Origin of the sequence: Vibrio sp. 1557 (assembly GCF_033340175.1) — a bacterium.
Lineage (GTDB): Bacteria > Pseudomonadota > Gammaproteobacteria > Enterobacterales > Vibrionaceae > Vibrio > Vibrio alginolyticus.
This window is the reverse complement of the sequence record NZ_JAWOVZ010000009.1, coordinates 16,657-35,700: the sequence shown is the minus strand read 5'-3', so window position 1 is coordinate 35,700 and position 19,044 is coordinate 16,657. Positions and strand designations below refer to the sequence as shown.

Below are 19,044 nucleotides of genomic sequence, written 5' to 3'. Positions count from 1 at the left end.
AAGGGCAGCGCGATGACGTGCTGCCCTTTTGTTATTTTTCAATGTAATGCTATTCTTCATCTTCGATGCCATTTTGGCGCTCACGCATGGAGAGGATATGCTCAGCTTTTTATTACGTTCTGTCTTTTTAGGCTTGGCTACTGCCGCAGTGGTATTACTGGCGGTTCCATCTTTGCGCAACAACGTAATTCCTGCCGCGCTTGATCCTCAACCTGTTAATATCGCATCAGTCGAGTTGACGTTTAATCAAGCGGTCCGAAGAGCAGCGCCTGCCGTAGTAAACATCTACAGTCGTAAGTATGTTGAGAATGATCGCAGTAAACTCTCGACTCAAGGTCTGGGGTCAGGGGTCATTGTTAGTGAGAAAGGCTACATCATTACTAACTATCATGTGGTTGCTCAAGCTGATCAAATTGTTGTGGCATTACAAGACGGCAGAGCCGCAGCGGCTCAGCTCGTGGGGACAGATAAGCGTACTGATATAGCCGTGCTGCGTGTCGAAGGTTCGAATTTGCCCGTAATCCCTCTGAACTCTAATTACAAACCACAAGTGGGCGATGTAGTACTAGCCATCGGTAACCCATACAACCTTGGACAAACCACAACGTTCGGCATTATTTCTGCCACAGGTCGTTCATCTATTAGCGATGGTCGTCAAGCATTCATTCAAACCGATGCCGCCATCAATGAAGGTAACTCTGGTGGAGCCCTAGTGAACACACAAGGCGAGCTCGTCGGCATTAATACCGCCTCTTTTCAGCAAGCGACAGATTTAGAAACTTACGGGATCTCTTTTGCGATCCCTGCGCCGCTAGCCAGTAAGATCATGCAGAAAATCATCGCTGATGGCCGCGTGATTCGTGGTTATATTGGAATCGACGGCCAAGACATTAATGCGGTCACTGCTCGCCTACTTGGAAATGAACACATAGGTGGTATTGTCGTACTTGGTATTGATCCAAATGGTCCTGCCAATGCGGCTGGCTTTCAAAAACAAGATATCATTATCAGTATTGATGGCAATAAGGTTCAGGGGCGTCAGAGCGTTATGGATATCGTCACCGATTTACGGCCTGGCACCACCGTGGATGTCGGCATTATTCGCAAAGGAAAAGAGATGACCTTGAAAGTCACCATTGCTGAAGACAAGCAAGAAGCATAAAAAATCCCAGCCATTGGCTGGGATTTTTATTTGTGCGTTACTCGCTATCGCTCAGTGTTTCCGTCGTATCGGAATCATCTAGCTCAACTTCAATGCGAGTGACTCGCTGCAAACCTCTCGGTAATAACCCACCTCGGCGACCACGTTCGCCACGGAAGTTATCAAGGTCAGACGGTTTAAGACCCAACTTTCGCTTACCCGCGTACAGCGTTAACGATGCACCTTTTGGTAAAGACATTAAGTGAGATAGTACTTCTTCTCGCTCTTTTGCTTTAGCAGCAGGAATGTTGATGATCTTATTCCCTTTACCTTTCGCCAGTTGTGGCAAGTCTTTGATTGGGAACAGCAGCATGCGACCTTGGTTAGTGATTGCTAAGATTTCATCAGAGTCTAAATCTTCAATCTCTTTTGGCGTCATGATCTCAGAGTTGGCAGGTAAAGTGACGAGCGCTTTACCACTGCGGTTTTTAGACAGCAAGTCCGCGCCTTTACATACAAAGCCGTAACCTGCATCTGAACCCACCAGCCACAGCTGATCTTCTTCACTCATGATGACTTGGCGAATACTGCTACCAGCCGTAATATTCAAGCGACCGGTAATCGGCTCACCTTGACTACGAGCAGAAGGCAGTGAGTGCGATTCCAGAGAGTAACTTCGACCGTCACTACCTAGGAATACCGCAGGCTGATTACTCTTACCTCGAGCATGCGCTAAATACTTATCACCCGACTTATAGTTTAAGCCTTCGGCATCCACGTCATGGCCTTTCGCGTGACGAATCCAACCTTTCTCAGAAAGCACAACCGTGATTGGCTCACTTGGTACGAGGTCACGTTCAGTCAGCGCTTTTGCTTCTGCACGCTCAACCATTGGAGAGCGACGGTCATCACCGTATTTCTCTGCGTCTGCTTTGATTTCTTTTTTCAGTAGTGTATTCAGACGACGCTCAGAACCGAGTAGCTGTTCTAGCTTCTCACGCTCTTTCTCTAGCTCGTCTTGCTCACCACGGATCTTCATCTCTTCTAGTTTCGCTAGATGACGAAGTTTGGTATCTAAAATTGCATCCGCTTGGATATCGGTAATACCAAAGCGTTCCATCAGCACCGCTTTTGGATCGTCTTCAGTACGGATGATCTCAATCACTTCATCTAGGTTGAGGTAAGCAACCAACAAACCTTCCAAGATGTGTAGACGAGCCATGACTTTGTCTAGGCGGTGTTGTAGACGACGACGCACAGTCGTACGACGGAACTCGATCCACTCAGACAGAATTTGCACCAGACCTTTAACTTGAGGACGGTTATCCAAACCAATCATGTTCAAGTTAACGCGGTAACTGCGCTCAAGATCCGTTGATGCGAACAAGTGGTTCATCAACAAATCACAATCGACGCGGTTTGACTTAGGCACCACAACGATACGCGTTGGGTTCTCGTGATCCGATTCATCGCGAAGATCGTCAACCATTGGCAGCTTCTTCGCACGCATCTGGTTAGCGATTTGCTCAAGCAGTTTGGCACCCGATACTTGGTGAGGCAAAGAAGTGATAACAATATCAGAACCTTCTTTATGCCAAACCGCGCGCATTTTGATGCTGCCACGACCGTTGCGGTAAATCTTCTCGATATCCGCTTGCGGCGAGATAATTTCTGCTTCTGTTGGGTAATCCGGACCTTTGACATACTGCATCACGTCCGGCAGTTCTGCTTTCGGGTTGTCGATCAAATGAATAGTCGCATCTGCGATTTCACGAACGTTGTGCGGTGGGATGTCTGTTGCCATACCAACGGCAATGCCGGTTACACCGTTGAGCAGGATGTGAGGCAGACGTGCTGGCAACATTTGTGGCTCTTTCATTGTGCCATCAAAGTTAGGTTGCCATTCAACCGTTCCCTGGCCAAGTTCGCCAAGCAATACTTCAGCAAACTTAGACAGTTTTGCTTCGGTATAACGCATTGCCGCAAATGATTTCGGATCATCTGGCGCACCCCAGTTACCTTGACCATCCACTAATGGATAGCGGTAAGAGAATGGCTGAGCCATCAATACCATCGCTTCGTAACACGCTGAATCACCGTGCGGATGGTATTTACCTAGCACGTCACCAACGGTACGTGCAGATTTTTTGTATTTTGCTGATGCAGAGAGACCAAGCTCTGACATCGCATAAATGATGCGTCGTTGAACCGGCTTTAAGCCATCACCAATGTATGGCAAGGCGCGGTCCATGATTACGTACATCGAGTAGTTCAGATAAGCGTCTTCAGTGAACTTGCGCATTGGCAATTGTTCGACGCCATCGTAGGTAATTTCTGTAGACATCCGTTACACCTCTGCCAAGTCGCCGTTGTTTTGTAGCCAAGAACGACGGTCATCTGCACGCTTTTTACCTAGCAGCATGTCCATCATTTCCATGGTCGCCGTAGAGTCGTCAATGGTTAACTGCACTAAGCGACGCGTGTTCGGATCCATGGTGGTTTCACGCAACTGAAGTGGGTTCATCTCACCCAGACCTTTGAATCGTTGCACGTTGATTTTGGCTTTCTTCTTCGACAAGCGCTCTAAAATGCCATCTTTTTCATCATCATCGAGGGCGTAGAACACTTCTTTCCCGCAGTCGATTCGATACAGAGGCGGCATCGCCACATAGATATGACCCGCTTCCACTAGTGCGCGGAAGTGACGAGTAAATAGAGCACAAAGCAGCGTTGCGATGTGAAGACCATCCGAGTCCGCATCGGCAAGGATACAGATCTTACCGTAACGAAGACTCTCGAGGTTGTCGCTATCTGGGTCAATACCCAAAGCAACGGAGATATCGTGTACTTCTTGAGACGCAAGAACTTGATCGGCAGAGACTTCCCAAGTGTTCAAGATCTTACCACGCAGTGGCATCACGGCTTGGAATTCACGGTCACGTGCCTGTTTTGCCGAGCCACCCGCAGAGTCACCCTCCACAAAGAAGATTTCCGTGCGACTTAAGTCCTGTGCAGAACAGTCGGTCAACTTACCTGGCAGTGCCGGGCCAGAAGCCACTTTCTTACGTACGACTTTTTTCGCCGCTCGCATACGACGATGCGCGTTAGCGATACAGACTTCTGCCAATTGCTCTGCGAGCTGAGGCTTTTCGTTCAACCAAAGACTGAACGCATCTTTTACAACGCCAGAGACAAATGCCGCGGTTTGACGAGAAGAGAGACGTTCCTTGGTCTGGCCTGCAAATTGTGGATCTTGAATTTTAACCGACAGCACGTAAGAACAGCGGTCGAAAACGTCATCACCCGTTAGCTTCACACCACGAGGTAATAGATTACGGAACTCACAGAATTCGCGCATCGCTTCCAACAAGCCTTGGCGTAAACCATTAACGTGTGTACCACCTTGAGCGGTTGGGATCAGGTTAACGTAGCTTTCGGTGATCATCTCACCGCCTTCTGGCTGCCAAATTACCGCCCAGTTTGCCGCTTCAGTATCCGCCAAGAACTCACCAGTAAATGGTTCTTCAGGAATAACTGGATAGCCTTTTACACCTTCCGCAAGATAGTCTTTCAAACCATCTTCGTAGTACCACTTATAGTCTTTGCCATTAACTTTGTCGGTTAATGTGATTTCTAAACCCGGACACAAAACCGCTTTTGCGCGCAGGTTGTTGACTAAGCGCGTCACAGAGAAGTTAGCCGAATCGAAGTACTTCGCATCAGGCCAGAAATGTACGCTGGTACCGCGATTACGACGACCACATGTGCCAGTTACGGTCAGATCAGACACTTTCTCGCCGTGTTCAAATGCAATTTCATACACTTGACCATCACGACGAACTGTTACTTCAACGCGTTTTGACAACGCGTTTACTACAGATATACCTACCCCGTGCAAACCACCAGAGAATTGGTAGTTTTTGTTAGAGAACTTACCACCCGCATGTAGCTTACATAGAATTAGCTCTACGCCTGATACTTTCTCTTCTGGGTGGATATCAACAGGCATGCCTCGACCATCATCGATCACTTCGAGTGATTGGTCAGCATGTAGGATGACTTGTACTTTTGAGGCATGTCCGGCTAGCGCTTCATCGACACTGTTGTCGATAACTTCTTGGCCCAAATGGTTTGGGCGCGCTGTATCCGTATACATCCCTGGTCGGCGACGTACTGGCTCTAAGCCATTCAGTACTTCAATGGCACCAGCATTATATTGTTCAGTCATAATACGGAATTATTCTCAAAGTTTACTTGTTGCCTGAGTATCACCAATGGGCGTACCCATACTCAGGAAACGAAAAAGCCACCCTGTTCACATCACTAAGAGTTTGTAAACATGATGCATAACAAAGTAGCCAGGGTCCTCGACCCTTAAGATCTTTTGGCAAAACATAGTCGGAAAGCATACCGCCCATGTCAAGAAACGGTTGGATATATCAATAAAAACTATGAGCCTTTTCCAATCGCTTTCGAATTACAGTTCTAGAAACTCGATAATCTGTGCAGGATAACGCTCAAAGCCTACAAAACTGTGATCACCGCCTTGTTCTACTGTTTGCTTAGCGTCTGCAAACTTATCTACCGCTTGTCGATAGTCTAAAACCTCATCTTCTGTTTGTTGCAATAACCAAAAAGAATGTGGCGACGCGATGCTTTGTACATCAAGAGCTTTTAACTCGTCAATATGACAAGCTTCAAGTGTATAGGTTTCATGCGTATATGGGTTAGTTTGCTTACCCAAATAATCTACTAGCAACTCATAAGGCTTGACTGCGGGGTTAACCACTACCGCTTTAAACCCAAACTTGTCATTTAGCCACGTTGACATAAAACCGCCTAATGAGCTGCCCACTAGACCAATTTTATAGTCATCTTTATATTGCTCGATAATATCCAACAACATTTTCGCCGCTTGCTGAGGATAACAAGGTAACTGGGGAACAATCACCTTGATATCAGACCTATGTTGCTCGCAGTAGGCTCTCATCACATTCGCTTTCATGGAGAGTGGAGAGCTATTAAAGCCATGGATATAGAGAAGAAGTGAAGGTTTACTCATAGATATCTCGCACAAAAAAGCGAGCCCGAACAGAGAGCTCGGGCGCGTTAGTAGCCGTTAGAAGAGAAGTCTGGTTGGAACTGGCCATCAGGAAGCCGACCTACTTGGGTCGTAATATCGCCACAAGCGTGTAGTTGCAGCTCCCGCCAACCAGGCGAAGTGGTATCAAGGGCAAAATCATCCGAGTTAGGCTTAAACTGAACACAAGTTGAGGGTGTTGCCATCACTCGAATGCCCTTGTGAAGCACATTCATATCTTGATGAACATGGCCACAGAGAATGCCTTTCACGTTATCAAAACGCTCGACAACCTGCCAAAACGCTTCGGCATCTTTTAAAGTATGTTGATCAAGCCACGCGCTTCCCACCAGTAACGGGTGATGATGCAACAAAACAAGTGTGTGTCTTTCTGGGTGTTCGGCTAGCTTTTCTTCGAGTAGCATTAATTGCTGATCACTCAAGCGCCCATGAGGAACGCCAACCACTTGCGAGTCTAAAAGAATTAACTGCCAATACTCGCCAAGCAATACATGCTCTGCGGCTTTGATTTGTGGCGAAGGCAAAACACTGCCCATATTAGGCTTGTAATCATGATTACCAGGTAGCCAAAAACAGTCTTTCTCTAGCGGTTCAATGCCGTTGGCAAAGCGCTGATAAGATTCTGCACTATGGTCTTGGGAAATATCGCCCGTCGCCAAAATGTAATCAAACGCCACGTTGCGGCGTAAAACATCAGCAACAACAGCATTAAAGCTATCGACTGTTTTTACGCTTAGCAAACTTCCCTCATCGGCAGCAAACAGATGAGTATCCGTAATTTGTAAAAGTTTGATGCTGTCACTAGATGATTGCAAAATGAAAACCTGATTCGTCCACTATATCGATATTTGTTATTTTCCTTTAGTGACGTGACGATCAATTGAAGGCAAGTGGTGTTCTACTGATACCACTTCGTAAACAAAACGTCAGCCATTCACCAAGGAATGTGTTTAATTGATGCTTTTCATCTTTCTGCATCAGTTGGTCATTGGGATAATCATACTTAGCTTTTATGCGAGAGAACTCTCCGCTTGAGCATACTTCGGCTACTCTCGCATCATGATAAAGCCTGACAGACATCGTCGGTAAAGGAAACACTGGCGTTTCATCACTCTGACATATCTCAACAACTGTGGTGTATTTTGTGATTTCATTCACGGTCAATTGGTAAACCATGTTCGCCGCTTGGTAGCAACGTACATCCCCAACTTCGGCAGAAGCAGGCAATAAGGCGTTCAACTTAGCGTAGTTGGTCTCATAGGTTCTCATAAGACCAGCCAAATCAACATGATATTGTTGTTTTTCAGCCAATTGTGCCATTACTCACTCTCCACCGTTTGGGATAGTCCCCATTCTGACTTTAACTCTTGATGGTGTAATTGCAGCCATTGCAACGCAATAATCGACGCACCATTTTCAAATTTTCCGTCCTTCACCCATTGATACGCCGTTTCACGACTCATGACATGAACGCGGATATCTTCATTCTCATAGTCTAAACCATGAATGCCGTGCGCTTTAGACGCATCCACTTCACCAACAAAGACGTCTAGCTTTTCCGAGCAACCACCAGCCGAAGGATAATAGGACGTAACAGGTACAACGCGCCCCACCTGAATCCCCGCTTCTTCGACAGCCTCTCGACGAATTACGGCTTCAGCAGATTCATCGCGGTCAATCATACCGGCGACAATTTCTAGCTGCCAAGGGTGTTCATGTTCCAACGCGCCAATACGAATCTGTTCAATGATTACGACCTGGTCCGTCTTTGGATCATAAGGAAGCATCGCTGCTGCGTGACCACGCTCGAACATTTCTCGTTCGACAACTCCACTCCAACCACCAGCAAATAGCCTATGCTGAAAGCGGTATTTCACCATTTTGAAAAAACCTTCAAATAAGGTTTCTTTCGAGATGACTTTTACATCTCGCGAAGTAAAATCTTGTTGTTGTTTGTCACGCTGTTGCATTCAACACCTCTCTGAGTGAATCCTGTAGTTTACTCATTGTTATTCGCTTGCTCAAAGGACTTGGCTCAACTTTTTGTATAATAGTTACAAATTAATTTAAGTCTTTGCTAAAAATTTATTGCACAAGTGGATAATTACGTGTAAAAAAGTGCAAACTTTAGAGTAAATATCGTGCAAATTGAGTTAAACTACTGAGAATTAACCAATCTATGGACCGCGGGAATAGAAAATGAAAAAATTGCTTCCACTATTTATCAGTGCAGCGCTAGGTAGCATGAGTACGTCTGCGTTCGCAGACTCTTTGGCTGAAATCTACGACTTGGCAAAACAAAATGATCCACAATTGCTCAGTGTAGCAGCACAACGTGACCAAGCTTTCGAAGCAATCACCTCAAGCCGTAGTGCTCTATTACCACAGATCAACCTTACTGCGGGTTACAATTTAACTCGTGGTGATACTGAATACGATTCAAATCTAATTAGTGACGTATCAAACGATGGCAACGCGCTAACCGCTGGCGTTAGCTTTTCACAAGCACTTTACAACCGCGCATCTTGGATCTCTCTAGATACTGCTGAGAAAAGTGCTCGCCAAGCAGACGCAACTTACGCAGCGACGCAACAGGCACTGATTCTTCGCGTGTCACAAGCGTATTTTGAAGTTCTACGCGCACAAGATAATCTTGTTTTCGTACGTGCAGAAAAAGCCGCGGTTGGCCGTCAACTTGAGCAAACTAAACAGCGTTTTGAAGTAGGTTTGTCTGCAATCACTGACGTGCATGACGCACAAGCTCAGTACGACCAAGTGCTAGCGGACGAAGTGTTGGCAGAAAACGCGCTAACTAATAGCTACGAGTCACTGCGTGAAATTACAGGCCAAGAGCACAAAGATCTCAACATTTTGGACACTGGCCGCTTCACTGCTAGCCCATCGACCGTACCAGCTGAATCGCTCATTGATGAAGCAAAAACCAAAAACCTGACCTTGCTATCATCACGTATTCTTCAAGACATTGCGCGTGACAATATTTCACTAGCAAGCTCTGGCCACCTACCAACGCTCTCTCTAGACGGTGGTTACAACTACGGTGATACTTCTCATAGCTCTCGTGACAACACGACAGACAACTTCAATATTGGTGTGAACCTTGCTGTACCGCTATACACAGGTGGTAACGTAACCTCTCAAACCAAACAAGCTGAATACGCGTACGTGGCAGCAAGCGAAGATCTTGAAGCACAGTACCGTAGCGTAGTAAAAGATGTTCGCGCACAAAACAACAACATTAACGCCTCTATCGGCGCATTACGTGCGTATGAGCAAGCGGTTATTTCTGCACGCTCTGCACTAGAAGCAACAGAAGCTGGCTTTGATGTAGGTACTCGTACTATCGTTGATGTACTGGACGCGACTCGTCGTCTATACGATGCGAACAAAAACCTATCGAACGCTCGTTACGACTACATTTTAAGTGTTCTTCAGCTACGCCAAGCAGTTGGTACGCTAAGCGAACAAGACATCTTAGACGTTGATGCAGGTTTGAAAGCGGCAAAATAACCGCGAATTGAATACTTCAGGTCTTAATAAATAAAAAACGCCAGTTGAGTTATCAGCTGGCGTTTTTTATTACTTGTAGTTCAGAGCCTAAAAGTGCCTCTGAACTAAAAGTATCAAAAAGGCCGCACTTAGCGACCTTTATGAGCAAATAGCATTTCAATGCTAACAAACAGCAGGCTTAGCCCTTACCGCCTTTGATTGCATTAATGATTTCACTGGTCGAGCAGCCATCTTCAAAGTTCAATACACGAACTTCACCACCCGCCGCAATGACTTCTTTACCACCAGCAATCTCTTCTGGTTTGTAGTCACCGCCTTTTACTAGCAAGCTTGGTAGAACTTCTGAGATCAAACGCTGCGGCGTATCTTCACTAAATGGTACAACCCAATCCACAGCGCCCAAACCTGCCAACACCGCCATGCGGCGATCGGTTGGGTTTACCGGACGACCAGGGCCTTTAAGGCGTTTTACTGACTCATCGGTATTTACCGCAACGATTAGGCGATCGCCCAGTTCAGCAGCATGGTTTAAGTAAGACACATGCCCAGCGTGCAGAATATCAAAGCAGCCATTTGTCATAACGACTTTCTCGCCACGAGCACGTGCTTTTTTCACCGCTTCGATCAATGCTTTTTCTGAAATCACACCGTAATCCGTGTCTTGGCTGCCATGTACCGCTTCTGCTAATTCAATCTCAGAAAGCGTTGACGTGCCTAGTTTACCAACCACAACACCTGCCGCTGCGTTCGCTAAAGCGCACGCTTCTTCAAATGATTTGCCTGCGGCAACAGACGCTGCCAATACAGAGATAACCGTGTCGCCCGCACCTGTCACGTCGTACACTTCTTTCGCTTGAGTTGGAAGGTGGAACGGTTCCTGGCCACGACGAATCAAGGTCATTCCGTTTTCGCTGCGTGTCACCAAAAGCGCTTCAAATTCAAACTCTTCAACCAAAGCCAGTGCTTTCTCTACTAGCTCTTGGTCAGATTTCACTTTACCTACAACGTCTTCGAACTCTTTCATGTTTGGCGTAAGAAGTGTTGCGCCACGGTAGCGTTCAAAATCCGCACCTTTCGGGTCAATGAAAACCGGAATATTTGCTGCGCGCGCTTTTTGGATGTATGCCTGAACATGCTCTAACGAGCCTTTTGCGTAGTCAGACATAATCACGGCTTTAACGTTTGGTAGTGCGGCATCCATTCGAGATAACACTGGCGCAGAATCTGTGTTTTCAAACTTGTCTTCGAAGTCGAGACGAATAAGCTGTTGTCCACGGCTCATTACGCGAAGCTTCGTAATCGTTGGGTAATCAGGCAGTGCAACGAAATCGCACTTCACATTGAGTGAGCTCAGCGTCTCCGTCAGCACTTTTGCAGGCTCATCTTCCCCAGTTAGACCAACAATGTGAGCATGGCCACCTAGTGATGCGATATTCATCGCAACGTTCGCAGCACCACCAGGACGCTCTTCATTGTTTTCTACTTTTACAACAGGAACCGGCGCTTCAGGAGAAATGCGTCCGGTTGGGCCATACCAGTAACGATCTAGCATGACATCACCGATGATGAGCACACCAGCGCTGTTGTAATCAGGTAGAATTGGTTTCATTGTTGGTCTCCAAAAATTAAATCGAAGTGAGTTTATCACAGCCCTTATCGAGGCTAAATATATGGTCTTAACTGAACCACTGATTCCAAGCCTGTTTTACCCACTCCCTTTCGGCAACAAACTTATCTTCCACCACATCAGCGTCTAAATTAAGTAGATTTCGGCGGTGTATTTCGTTTCGCATTGTCGTGTAAGCACGTATCAACTGCATTGCTTGGTCTTCGTCCATAACATCTTGCGCAATGAGCGTTTCAAAGATGCGCACATTATCACACCAACGCGTCAATTTCGGCTTATCGTGACTATAGTTGAGCACTAGGTACTGAGCGAGAAATTCGATATCGGTAATCCCACCTACATCTTGCTTGAGCATAAAGCGGCCCGGCTTTTTCCCCCCAAGATGACCGCGCATTTTTTCTCTCATTTCGACAACGTCTTTTTTCAGTTCAGCTTGATCGCGTGCTTTGCACAACACATCATGCCGCGTATTGTGAAATGCAATTGCCAGTGGTTCATCACCATAAATCATGCGCGCGCGGACAAGTGCTTGATGTTCCCATGTCCACGCGTCTTGATGTTGGTAGTCGTCGAACGCGTCTGTTGGGCTAACCAACAAACCCGATGCACCGGACGGACGCAATCGGGTATCGACCTCGTATAAAATACCGGAAGCGGTGCGAGTGGAGAAAATATGAATGATACGCTGTGCTAAACGAAGGTAGAACTGACGACCATCAATCTCTTTCTTGCCGTCAGTGTAGACATTGACGGGGCAGTCATGCATGAAGACAATATCCAAATCGGAGTTATAGCCGAGCTCCCACCCTCCGACTTTACCATAGCCAATTACAGCAAAGCCTTTACCTTCACGATCTTTCACATGCGTTGGCTCGCCGTACTTTTCAGACACTTGCAACCAAGCCTGACTGATCACCGCATCAACGATAGCTTCCGCTAAATAAGTTAAATGGTCACTCACTTTCATCACTGGCAATGCGCCAGCAATATCTGCCGCTGCAATACGCAAAATACAAATTTGCTTAAACTGACGCAACGCTTCCATTTGCTGTTCCATATCATCTTCAGGAATACGCGCCAAATAATCACGTAGCTCTGTACGGTAACTGTCTAATGGAATGGGATTGTACAGCTGCGCAGGGTCGATCAACTCATCAAGCAAGATAGGATAACGAGACAGCTGCTCTGAAATCATTGGGCTTGCGGTACACAAACGTACGAGCTGCACCAGAGCCGCTGGATGCTCATCCAATAATTCCAAGTAAGTCGTGCGAGTGCAGATGTTGTGTAGCAAGTGAAGTACACGAGATAAACCAAACTGTGCATCAGGATGGGCAAAGACCGCATCAAACACTTTCGGCATCAAACGATTGAGCACTTCGCGTCCACGTGGGCCTAACGTTTTTTTGGCCAGATCGGTTTTAAAGTTGATGATGGTTTTCGCGCATGAAGCAAAGTCTTCAATCTGAATATCCTGCTGCAAGATATGCTCAAGAACATCTTGTTTGTCGGCCATATCCCATAGCTCATGAAAATGACGAGCAACGGTAGTCCCCTCGTCTTCTTCATCATCACCAATTAGTGATTCAAAAACTTGGTGAACATTTGCCATATGCTGCTGGGTTTGCTCAATCAATTGCTCCCAACAGCTCATTTTCATCGCGGTGGCGAGCTTTAAGCGTTCGGTTTCGCAATCAGGCAGCGTCTGGGTTTGCTTATCCGCCATTGCTTGCAACAAGTTTTCTAATTGACGCAAGTACTTGTATGCGGCTTCTAGATCGCTGACTTCTTGTGGAGTAAGCAATGCCAGTTCTTCAATGCCTTGCAGCGTTTCCAACAGCCCTCGATTACGTAAAGAAGGTTCTCGACCACCTCGAATCAATTGAAAAACTTGAGCGATAAATTCAATTTCTCGAATGCCACCCGCACCTAGCTTAATGTTGTTATTCAACCCTCGGCGGCGAACCTCGCTACTGATCATCGACTTCATTCGACGCAAAGATTGAATCGCACTGAAATCAATATAACGACGAAAAACAAAAGGGCGCAGCATTTGGCGTAGCTCTTGATACTGCGGGTACATCTCACATCCCATCACCCGAGCTTTGATCATCGCGTAACGTTCCCAATCTCGCCCCTGCTCTTGGTAATAATCTTCAAGTGCGGCATAGCTCATTACCAAGGGGCCACTTTCTCCAAATGGGCGAAGTCGCATGTCGACGCGGTAGCAAAAACCATCGAAGGTTTGTTGGTCGAGCGCTTTGATGATGCGTTGACCAAGACGAGTAAAGAACTGGGCATTGGCAATGCTGCGGCGTGCGCCTTGGGTTTCGCCATTCTCTGGATACGTGAAAATTAGATCAATATCGGAAGAAAAGTTTAGCTCGCCACCACCCAGTTTCCCCATGCCGATAATTAACATCGGCTGCACTTCACCGTCCTCACTTGTTGGCGTGCCCCACTCCTGACAACACACTTGATATTGCCATTGATAGGTTTCAAAAATCATCGCTTCTGCCAACTCAGATAAGTGGCTTAAAGACGTCTCTAGAGACCATGCATGCGTGAAATCCTTCCACGCAATGTACACCATTTCTCGATTGCGAAACTGACGCAATACGCGATGACCAGACATCTCATCAGGACATTGTTCCAACAGTTCAGCAAGGCGTGAGCGGTAAGACTCCTGACGACTTGGCTGCGCTAACATACTTGGCAACTCACGGGCTAGGACTTCATCGCGATGAATGGCTTCAGTTATAAACTGGCTTAAGCCCGCCACATAACGAAATTGCTGCGCAACCTCATCGGGCCAAAGGGGAAAATAACCTGCGTCTTGGGCGTTTTGTACGGCAGATTCAGCGATAGAAATCAGTGGCGAAGGCAGCTGCATTTTTCTTCCTTGTTTGAAAAGCACGGTAACTCATTCTTTATACCAGACTGAAAGCAAATAAAAACGCCCACAAAAGGTTTGTGGGCGTTTTATCAAAAGTTCGGGATCGAATATTAAACTTGGAAAGATTTGATCTTCTTGTCTAGCTCACCTGCATTATTTTGCATCATTTCAGAGGTTTCTAGCAGCTCGGTAACAACAACAACTGAGGCTTCAACCAACTCACGTACATTGGTGAGGTTTTGGCTCATCTCTTCTGCAACACTGCTTTGCTGACCAGACGCCGTCGCGATCTGGAAGTTCATGTCATTGATTTGCGTCACTTGCCCAACAATACCATCGAGCTCAGATCCAGCATTAGAAACCAGCTCGTTTCCATCTGCCGCTTCTACAACGCTTTTTTCCATGAGTTCTACCGCAGATTCAGCACTGGTTTGCAGCTGTGCGATCATCTCTTGAATTTCTACCGTCGCTTGTTGTGTACGTTGGGCAAGGTTACGAACTTCATCTGCAACCACAGCAAAACCCCGCCCAGCCTCGCCAGCTCGCGCCGCTTCAATCGCCGCATTCAGTGCAAGCAGGTTGGTTTGTTCAGAAATGCCTTGAATCGTCCCTACAACGCTACCAATGGCTTCAACACGTTCTTCAACTTGGTTAACCGCTTGTGCCGATGAAGCGATATCCGACGAAAGTTCACTCATTTTCGCCATTGTACTTTGCAAGAACTGCTGACCAGAAATTGCTTGTGCGGAAGCTTGCTCTGTTAGAGAAGATGCCGTCTGGGCATGTTCCGCAACCGTTTGGACCGTCGACGACATTTCACTCATCGCCGTAGCAAGTTGATCAATTTCGTTAAACTCTTCTTGCGCCGATTCCTTCGTTTCCGACATGCTCAGCGTCATGACTTCGGTGAGCGTTGATAATTCATCAGACGCATTAATTTGCATTTGAATAACATCGTGCAATTGTCGACGTGTCTTTTCTAATTCACGTGCCACGTCTCCGTATTCATCTTTACAATCCATACCAAATGGAACAGAGAGGTTCTTGCTCGCCATCAGTTTGATCGCGTCGCTCAGATACTGTGTTTGACGCAACATCACTCTAGCCGCCGCTAATAAGAGCACGACAAAAACCACAATCAATAAGGCGGTTTGCCAAGCAACTTGCGTTAAATATGCTTCATAATGCTGTTGGGCAACTTGCGCGTTTTGTGTCGCCGCTAAAAGTGAGTCGTAAAAAGTGTTTGCGTCCCACAGTTGTTTTGCCACGATCAGGACAGTACTGAAGACCATCAACATGACCATTTTAGGCACCAGTCGAATGTCGGATATGACCCTTTCCCATGGCTTAAATGCCAGCTTTTCCATTGTCAGTTCTCCACCGAGTCTTATATAGTCTTTATCTATAATCTTTATATTACTTATAGTTATGTTCGCGCTTTGCGTGGTTACGCGATTTATTTTGAGCTTCGTATGAAAAACAATGATATCAAAGACAGCACACGACCGATGGGCCTGTTGTCACTAATATTGTCTTTTATGGCACTATTTGTGATCTCTGGCTTGTTGTTTTTCCCGATCGATCACGAAACCCGTCAAGTTCTTATCGGTCTGGATTTCATAATCTGTAGTATTTTTCTACTACAGCTCACCATTGATTTGATCCGGTCCACAGATCGCTGGTTATTCCTTAAACGTCATTGGATAGATTTCGTGGCGAGCATCCCATTGATAGAGCCCCTGCGCTTTGCTCGTATTTTTCATATTATGCGAGTGGTATTAGTACTGCGTTCGTCAAAGTTCATTTTGCATCAGCTCAAAGAAAACCGCCGCGAAACTACGGTCGCCTCTATACTGCTATTGATGGTTATCCTCATAACGCTCGGTTCTAGTGCAATGCTGTTTATCGAAGCGAAAAACCCAGAAGCGAATATTCGCACTGGCGCCGATGCTTTGTGGTGGGTATTTGTAACGATCTCAACGGTTGGTTACGGCGATCATTATCCTGTGACCTCCATAGGAAAGTTTTTGGCTGTCATCATCATTGTTTGCGGGGTGGGTATCTTTGGTATGATCTCGGGTCTTATCACCTCTATCCTTACTGCCCCAACGAAACAACAGACACACAGTTCAATCAATAAAGAACGTATGCTCGAGCAGCTCCTAACCCAACAAGCGCAAATACTAGAACGACTCGATTTCATGGAAAAAGAGCTACAACAACGTAAAACAGAGACAAAAAAATAGGACCATGCGGTCCTATTTTTTTGTCGTTACCACCAGAACGATCATTCACGCCAATAAGGCTGTACTTCCATACTGATCGCTCGGGTTTGATCCATTGCATGCAAAATTGAGCGCTCTTGACGGTGCAACCAGCGTTCTAACTGCTCTTTTTCTGCGTCTTCCAGCATATCAACCAACGGGAGCAAGTGGTTCAGCATTAGCAGATCATCGATACCATGCACCAGATCCGCCCATGGTAAACGGAAGCTGTTACGCTCATCCGAGTTATACAAACTCGCGAAACCAATACCAGTATAGAGGTTACGCAATAAGCGATAACGCTGATCAACGTACTCTTGCGCCGTCAAATCGCGCTCTGCTGGGAAAGCTTCCATTAGCTCAGCCCAAGTGCGATCGAGCTGAGTAACTGAAAACGGCATGATGTTACTTGCCATTTTTTCACGTGCTTTTTCATCAAGAAATGGCTGCCAACCGCGCGCCAAGATCCAGCGGCTTAGATCCAGCAGTAACCCTGTGTAACGCGCGGAATTGAGCAACCCTAGCACTTCTTCACGGCTTGGCAACTCTTGTAACTGCTGAGTCAACTCAGATACTAAGAACTTACGCGCATCCAACTTGCGCAGCACATTGCCTTTGTCATCTAAAAGCTCTTCAAGGTGTGCATGCTCATCCAACCAACTCAGTTCTTCTTCCAACCATTTAAGCTCTTGGCGCAGAATCGCGCTCGCGCGACGAGGGACAATCCCGCCAAAAATAGTCAATGTTTGACGAATGAAACGAATGGCATTATTGATTTCACGCAGTGCTTCCACGCTGTCACGCTCAGCATAAATTTGCTCGTGATAATGCCAATGAGACAAAGCGTGCTCTAAAGAGTTGATCAAGCAAAATTCAACGGTATCCGTCGGACTACTGTCCACAAGTGCCAATGATTTTACTTCATCACCCGCATAACCACTTGCAAGTCGATAACCTTTCGCCGCTTTGCTCAAGTTACCCAAGCGCATACCGCCTTGCTCGCAAAAGCTGCGTGCCAGCGTGAATAAAGCTTCGGTTTGGCCTGACTTAAGTTCCAGTTCAACTTCGCAAATCGGCTCTTGCTTCTCTTCTTCGTCTTCACCTTTGGCTACAACTAAGCCTTGGTCAAAGGCAACTTCAATCTGACTGCCATCGGGCATGCCAATCAGCCATTGTTCACGTGTGAAGTTGGTCGAGAATAATGGCATAAGCTCGGATTGCAGCGTTTCTGCATCTTTACCTGGAGGCCAAATATCTAGAGGATGAAGCGACAGATTAGGCTCGTCGCTAGTGTGCTCAGCATTGTATTCTGGTCTTTGATGTAAGCCTGCGACGACGCGTCCTGCTGTCTTTACGGTTTGGACGAATACATCATCAAAACGGCGAATTCTTAAACCAATGTCGTGCTTTCGAAGCCATTTATCGGCAGTATCAAAATAGGTGTTACCCAAGTCACGACAACTATGCTGAAGTACTTTTGTCTCAGAAATTTTTTCTTTTAAAGTTTCTGAAAATTCAGGAGAAACAAAAAACTTCAGTTCTATTTCGGTTTCCATAGCTATACCTTTCAAAGCAGATAGAAACAGGATATTGCGTAATTTCTCACACGGCAAGAGAGAAATATCGCCGGAATGATGATCTAAAACAGTTTTAATGAGCGATTTAATGCGTTACCATGCGCGCCTTTATAGCCATCGTTCAACATTTCGCCAAGCACTCAGAAATGGTGTATGTTTTTTTAAGGTTATAGTTATTAGGTTGAATGACCATGCCAGTAAATACAATTATGGGGTTATTTGCAAAGTCCCCAATTAAGCCTTTGCAACGCCACGTTGTGTGTGTCAACGAATGTTGTTCACACTTGGTGAAATTCTTTGAAGTATCTTCAAAGGGTGATTGGGAAAAAGCAGCAGAAATCCGTGCACAAATTTCTCACCTAGAGAAAGAAGCGGATGTGCTGAAACGTGAAATCCGTCTAAAACTGCCTCGCGGTTTGTTCATGCCAGTCGACCGTACTGACATGCTTGAGCTTTTGACTCAACAGGACAAACTTGCAAACCTGGCAAAAGACATTGCTGGCCGTGTATATGGTCGTCAACTTGTCATCCCTGAGGCTCTCCAACCAAACTTCCTCGCTTACGTTCAACGTTGTCTTGATGCTGCCGATCAGGCGCAAAAGGTAATCAATGAACTTGATGAATTGCTAGAAACCGGCTTCAAAGGCCGTGAAGTGACGCTCGTCGCTGAAATGATTCATCAATTAGACGTTATCGAAGATGATACCGATGCCATGCAGATTGAACTTCGCCAACAGTTGATGGTGATTGAAGCTGACATGAACCCTATCGATGTCATGTTCCTATACAAGATTCTTGAATGGGTAGGTGGTATTGCCGACCAAGCGCAGCGCGTAGGTGCTCGTTTGGAAGTCATGCTATCTCGATCTTAAAACATAAAGTTAACGACATAACGAAGAGCATAATTAGC

14 protein-coding genes are annotated in these 19,044 nt (G+C 46.3%); 4 read left to right on the top strand and 10 right to left on the bottom strand.

Annotated features, from left to right (window positions below):
• Window positions 1-97 precede the first annotated feature (97 nt).
• Window positions 98-1,162, top strand: a complete 1,065-nt coding sequence (degS, locus tag R7070_RS12730; protein WP_017633606.1) for an outer membrane-stress sensor serine endopeptidase DegS — start codon at window positions 98-100, stop codon at window positions 1,160-1,162.
• A 37-nt stretch (window positions 1,163-1,199) separates the two neighbouring features.
• On the opposite strand, the gene parC is transcribed toward degS, so the two are convergent.
• The 6 genes from parC to nudF all read right to left on the bottom strand — a co-directional run bounded on the left by parC (window position 1,200) and on the right by nudF (window position 8,212).
• Window positions 1,200-3,485, bottom strand: a complete 2,286-nt coding sequence (gene parC / locus R7070_RS12725) for a DNA topoisomerase IV subunit A (RefSeq protein ID WP_130544765.1) — start codon at window positions 3,483-3,485, stop codon at window positions 1,200-1,202.
• Window positions 3,486-3,488: 3 nt separating this feature from the next.
• Window positions 3,489-5,369 carry a DNA topoisomerase IV subunit B gene (gene parE, locus R7070_RS12720; RefSeq protein ID WP_005387417.1) on the bottom strand — a complete coding sequence of 627 codons (1,881 nt, stop codon included), beginning with the start codon at window positions 5,367-5,369 and terminating at the stop codon, window positions 3,489-3,491.
• 249 nt (window positions 5,370-5,618) lie between these two features.
• Window positions 5,619-6,203 carry an esterase YqiA gene (gene yqiA / locus R7070_RS12715; protein WP_005379875.1) on the bottom strand — a complete coding sequence of 195 codons (585 nt, stop codon included), beginning with the start codon at window positions 6,201-6,203 and terminating at the stop codon, window positions 5,619-5,621.
• 47 nt (window positions 6,204-6,250) lie between these two features.
• Entirely contained in the window at window positions 6,251-7,057 is an 807-nt protein-coding gene (gene cpdA, locus R7070_RS12710) for a 3',5'-cyclic-AMP phosphodiesterase (protein ID WP_213893944.1), read from the bottom strand.
• Window positions 7,058-7,118: 61 nt separating this feature from the next.
• Window positions 7,119-7,562, bottom strand: coding sequence for a DUF1249 family protein (locus tag R7070_RS12705; protein ID WP_017633603.1), 444 nt, complete (start codon window positions 7,560-7,562; stop codon window positions 7,119-7,121).
• Window positions 7,562-8,212 (bottom strand): ADP-ribose diphosphatase, encoded by a 651-nt coding sequence (gene nudF / locus R7070_RS12700; RefSeq protein WP_017633602.1) that lies wholly within the window; start codon window positions 8,210-8,212, stop codon window positions 7,562-7,564. Before nudF ends, R7070_RS12705 begins: the two co-directional genes overlap by 1 nt.
• A gap of 229 nt (window positions 8,213-8,441) precedes the next feature.
• Between nudF and tolC the strand changes: the two genes are divergently transcribed.
• Complete coding sequence (gene tolC / locus R7070_RS12695) at window positions 8,442-9,770, top strand: outer membrane channel protein TolC (protein ID WP_005379884.1); 1,329 nt, start codon at window positions 8,442-8,444, stop codon at window positions 9,768-9,770.
• 178 nt (window positions 9,771-9,948) lie between these two features.
• Here the strand turns inward: tolC and hldE are convergent, their stop codons facing one another.
• The 3 genes from hldE to R7070_RS12680 all read right to left on the bottom strand — a co-directional run bounded on the left by hldE (window position 9,949) and on the right by R7070_RS12680 (window position 15,660).
• Entirely contained in the window at window positions 9,949-11,379 is a 1,431-nt protein-coding gene (gene hldE, locus R7070_RS12690; RefSeq protein ID WP_017633601.1) for a bifunctional D-glycero-beta-D-manno-heptose-7-phosphate kinase/D-glycero-beta-D-manno-heptose 1-phosphate adenylyltransferase HldE, read from the bottom strand.
• A 67-nt stretch (window positions 11,380-11,446) separates the two neighbouring features.
• Window positions 11,447-14,290 carry a bifunctional [glutamate--ammonia ligase]-adenylyl-L-tyrosine phosphorylase/[glutamate--ammonia-ligase] adenylyltransferase gene (gene glnE / locus R7070_RS12685; protein WP_064368976.1) on the bottom strand — a complete coding sequence of 948 codons (2,844 nt, stop codon included), beginning with the start codon at window positions 14,288-14,290 and terminating at the stop codon, window positions 11,447-11,449.
• Between the two features lie 113 nt (window positions 14,291-14,403).
• Window positions 14,404-15,660, bottom strand: coding sequence for a methyl-accepting chemotaxis protein (locus R7070_RS12680; protein WP_005379890.1), 1,257 nt, complete (start codon window positions 15,658-15,660; stop codon window positions 14,404-14,406).
• 105 nt (window positions 15,661-15,765) lie between these two features.
• On the opposite strand from R7070_RS12680, the gene R7070_RS12675 reads away from it, so the two are divergent.
• A complete protein-coding gene (locus R7070_RS12675; protein ID WP_025768395.1) occupies window positions 15,766-16,539 on the top strand; it encodes a potassium channel family protein in 774 nt (257 codons plus the stop codon).
• A 41-nt stretch (window positions 16,540-16,580) separates the two neighbouring features.
• Here R7070_RS12675 and R7070_RS12670 read toward each other — a convergent pair whose 3' ends face one another.
• Window positions 16,581-18,113 carry an inorganic triphosphatase gene (locus tag R7070_RS12670; RefSeq protein WP_158159554.1) on the bottom strand — a complete coding sequence of 511 codons (1,533 nt, stop codon included), beginning with the start codon at window positions 18,111-18,113 and terminating at the stop codon, window positions 16,581-16,583.
• A 212-nt stretch (window positions 18,114-18,325) separates the two neighbouring features.
• On the opposite strand from R7070_RS12670, the gene R7070_RS12665 reads away from it, so the two are divergent.
• Window positions 18,326-19,006 (top strand): TIGR00153 family protein, encoded by a 681-nt coding sequence (locus R7070_RS12665; protein ID WP_005379896.1) that lies wholly within the window; start codon window positions 18,326-18,328, stop codon window positions 19,004-19,006.
• Window positions 19,007-19,044: the final 38 nt, after the last annotated feature.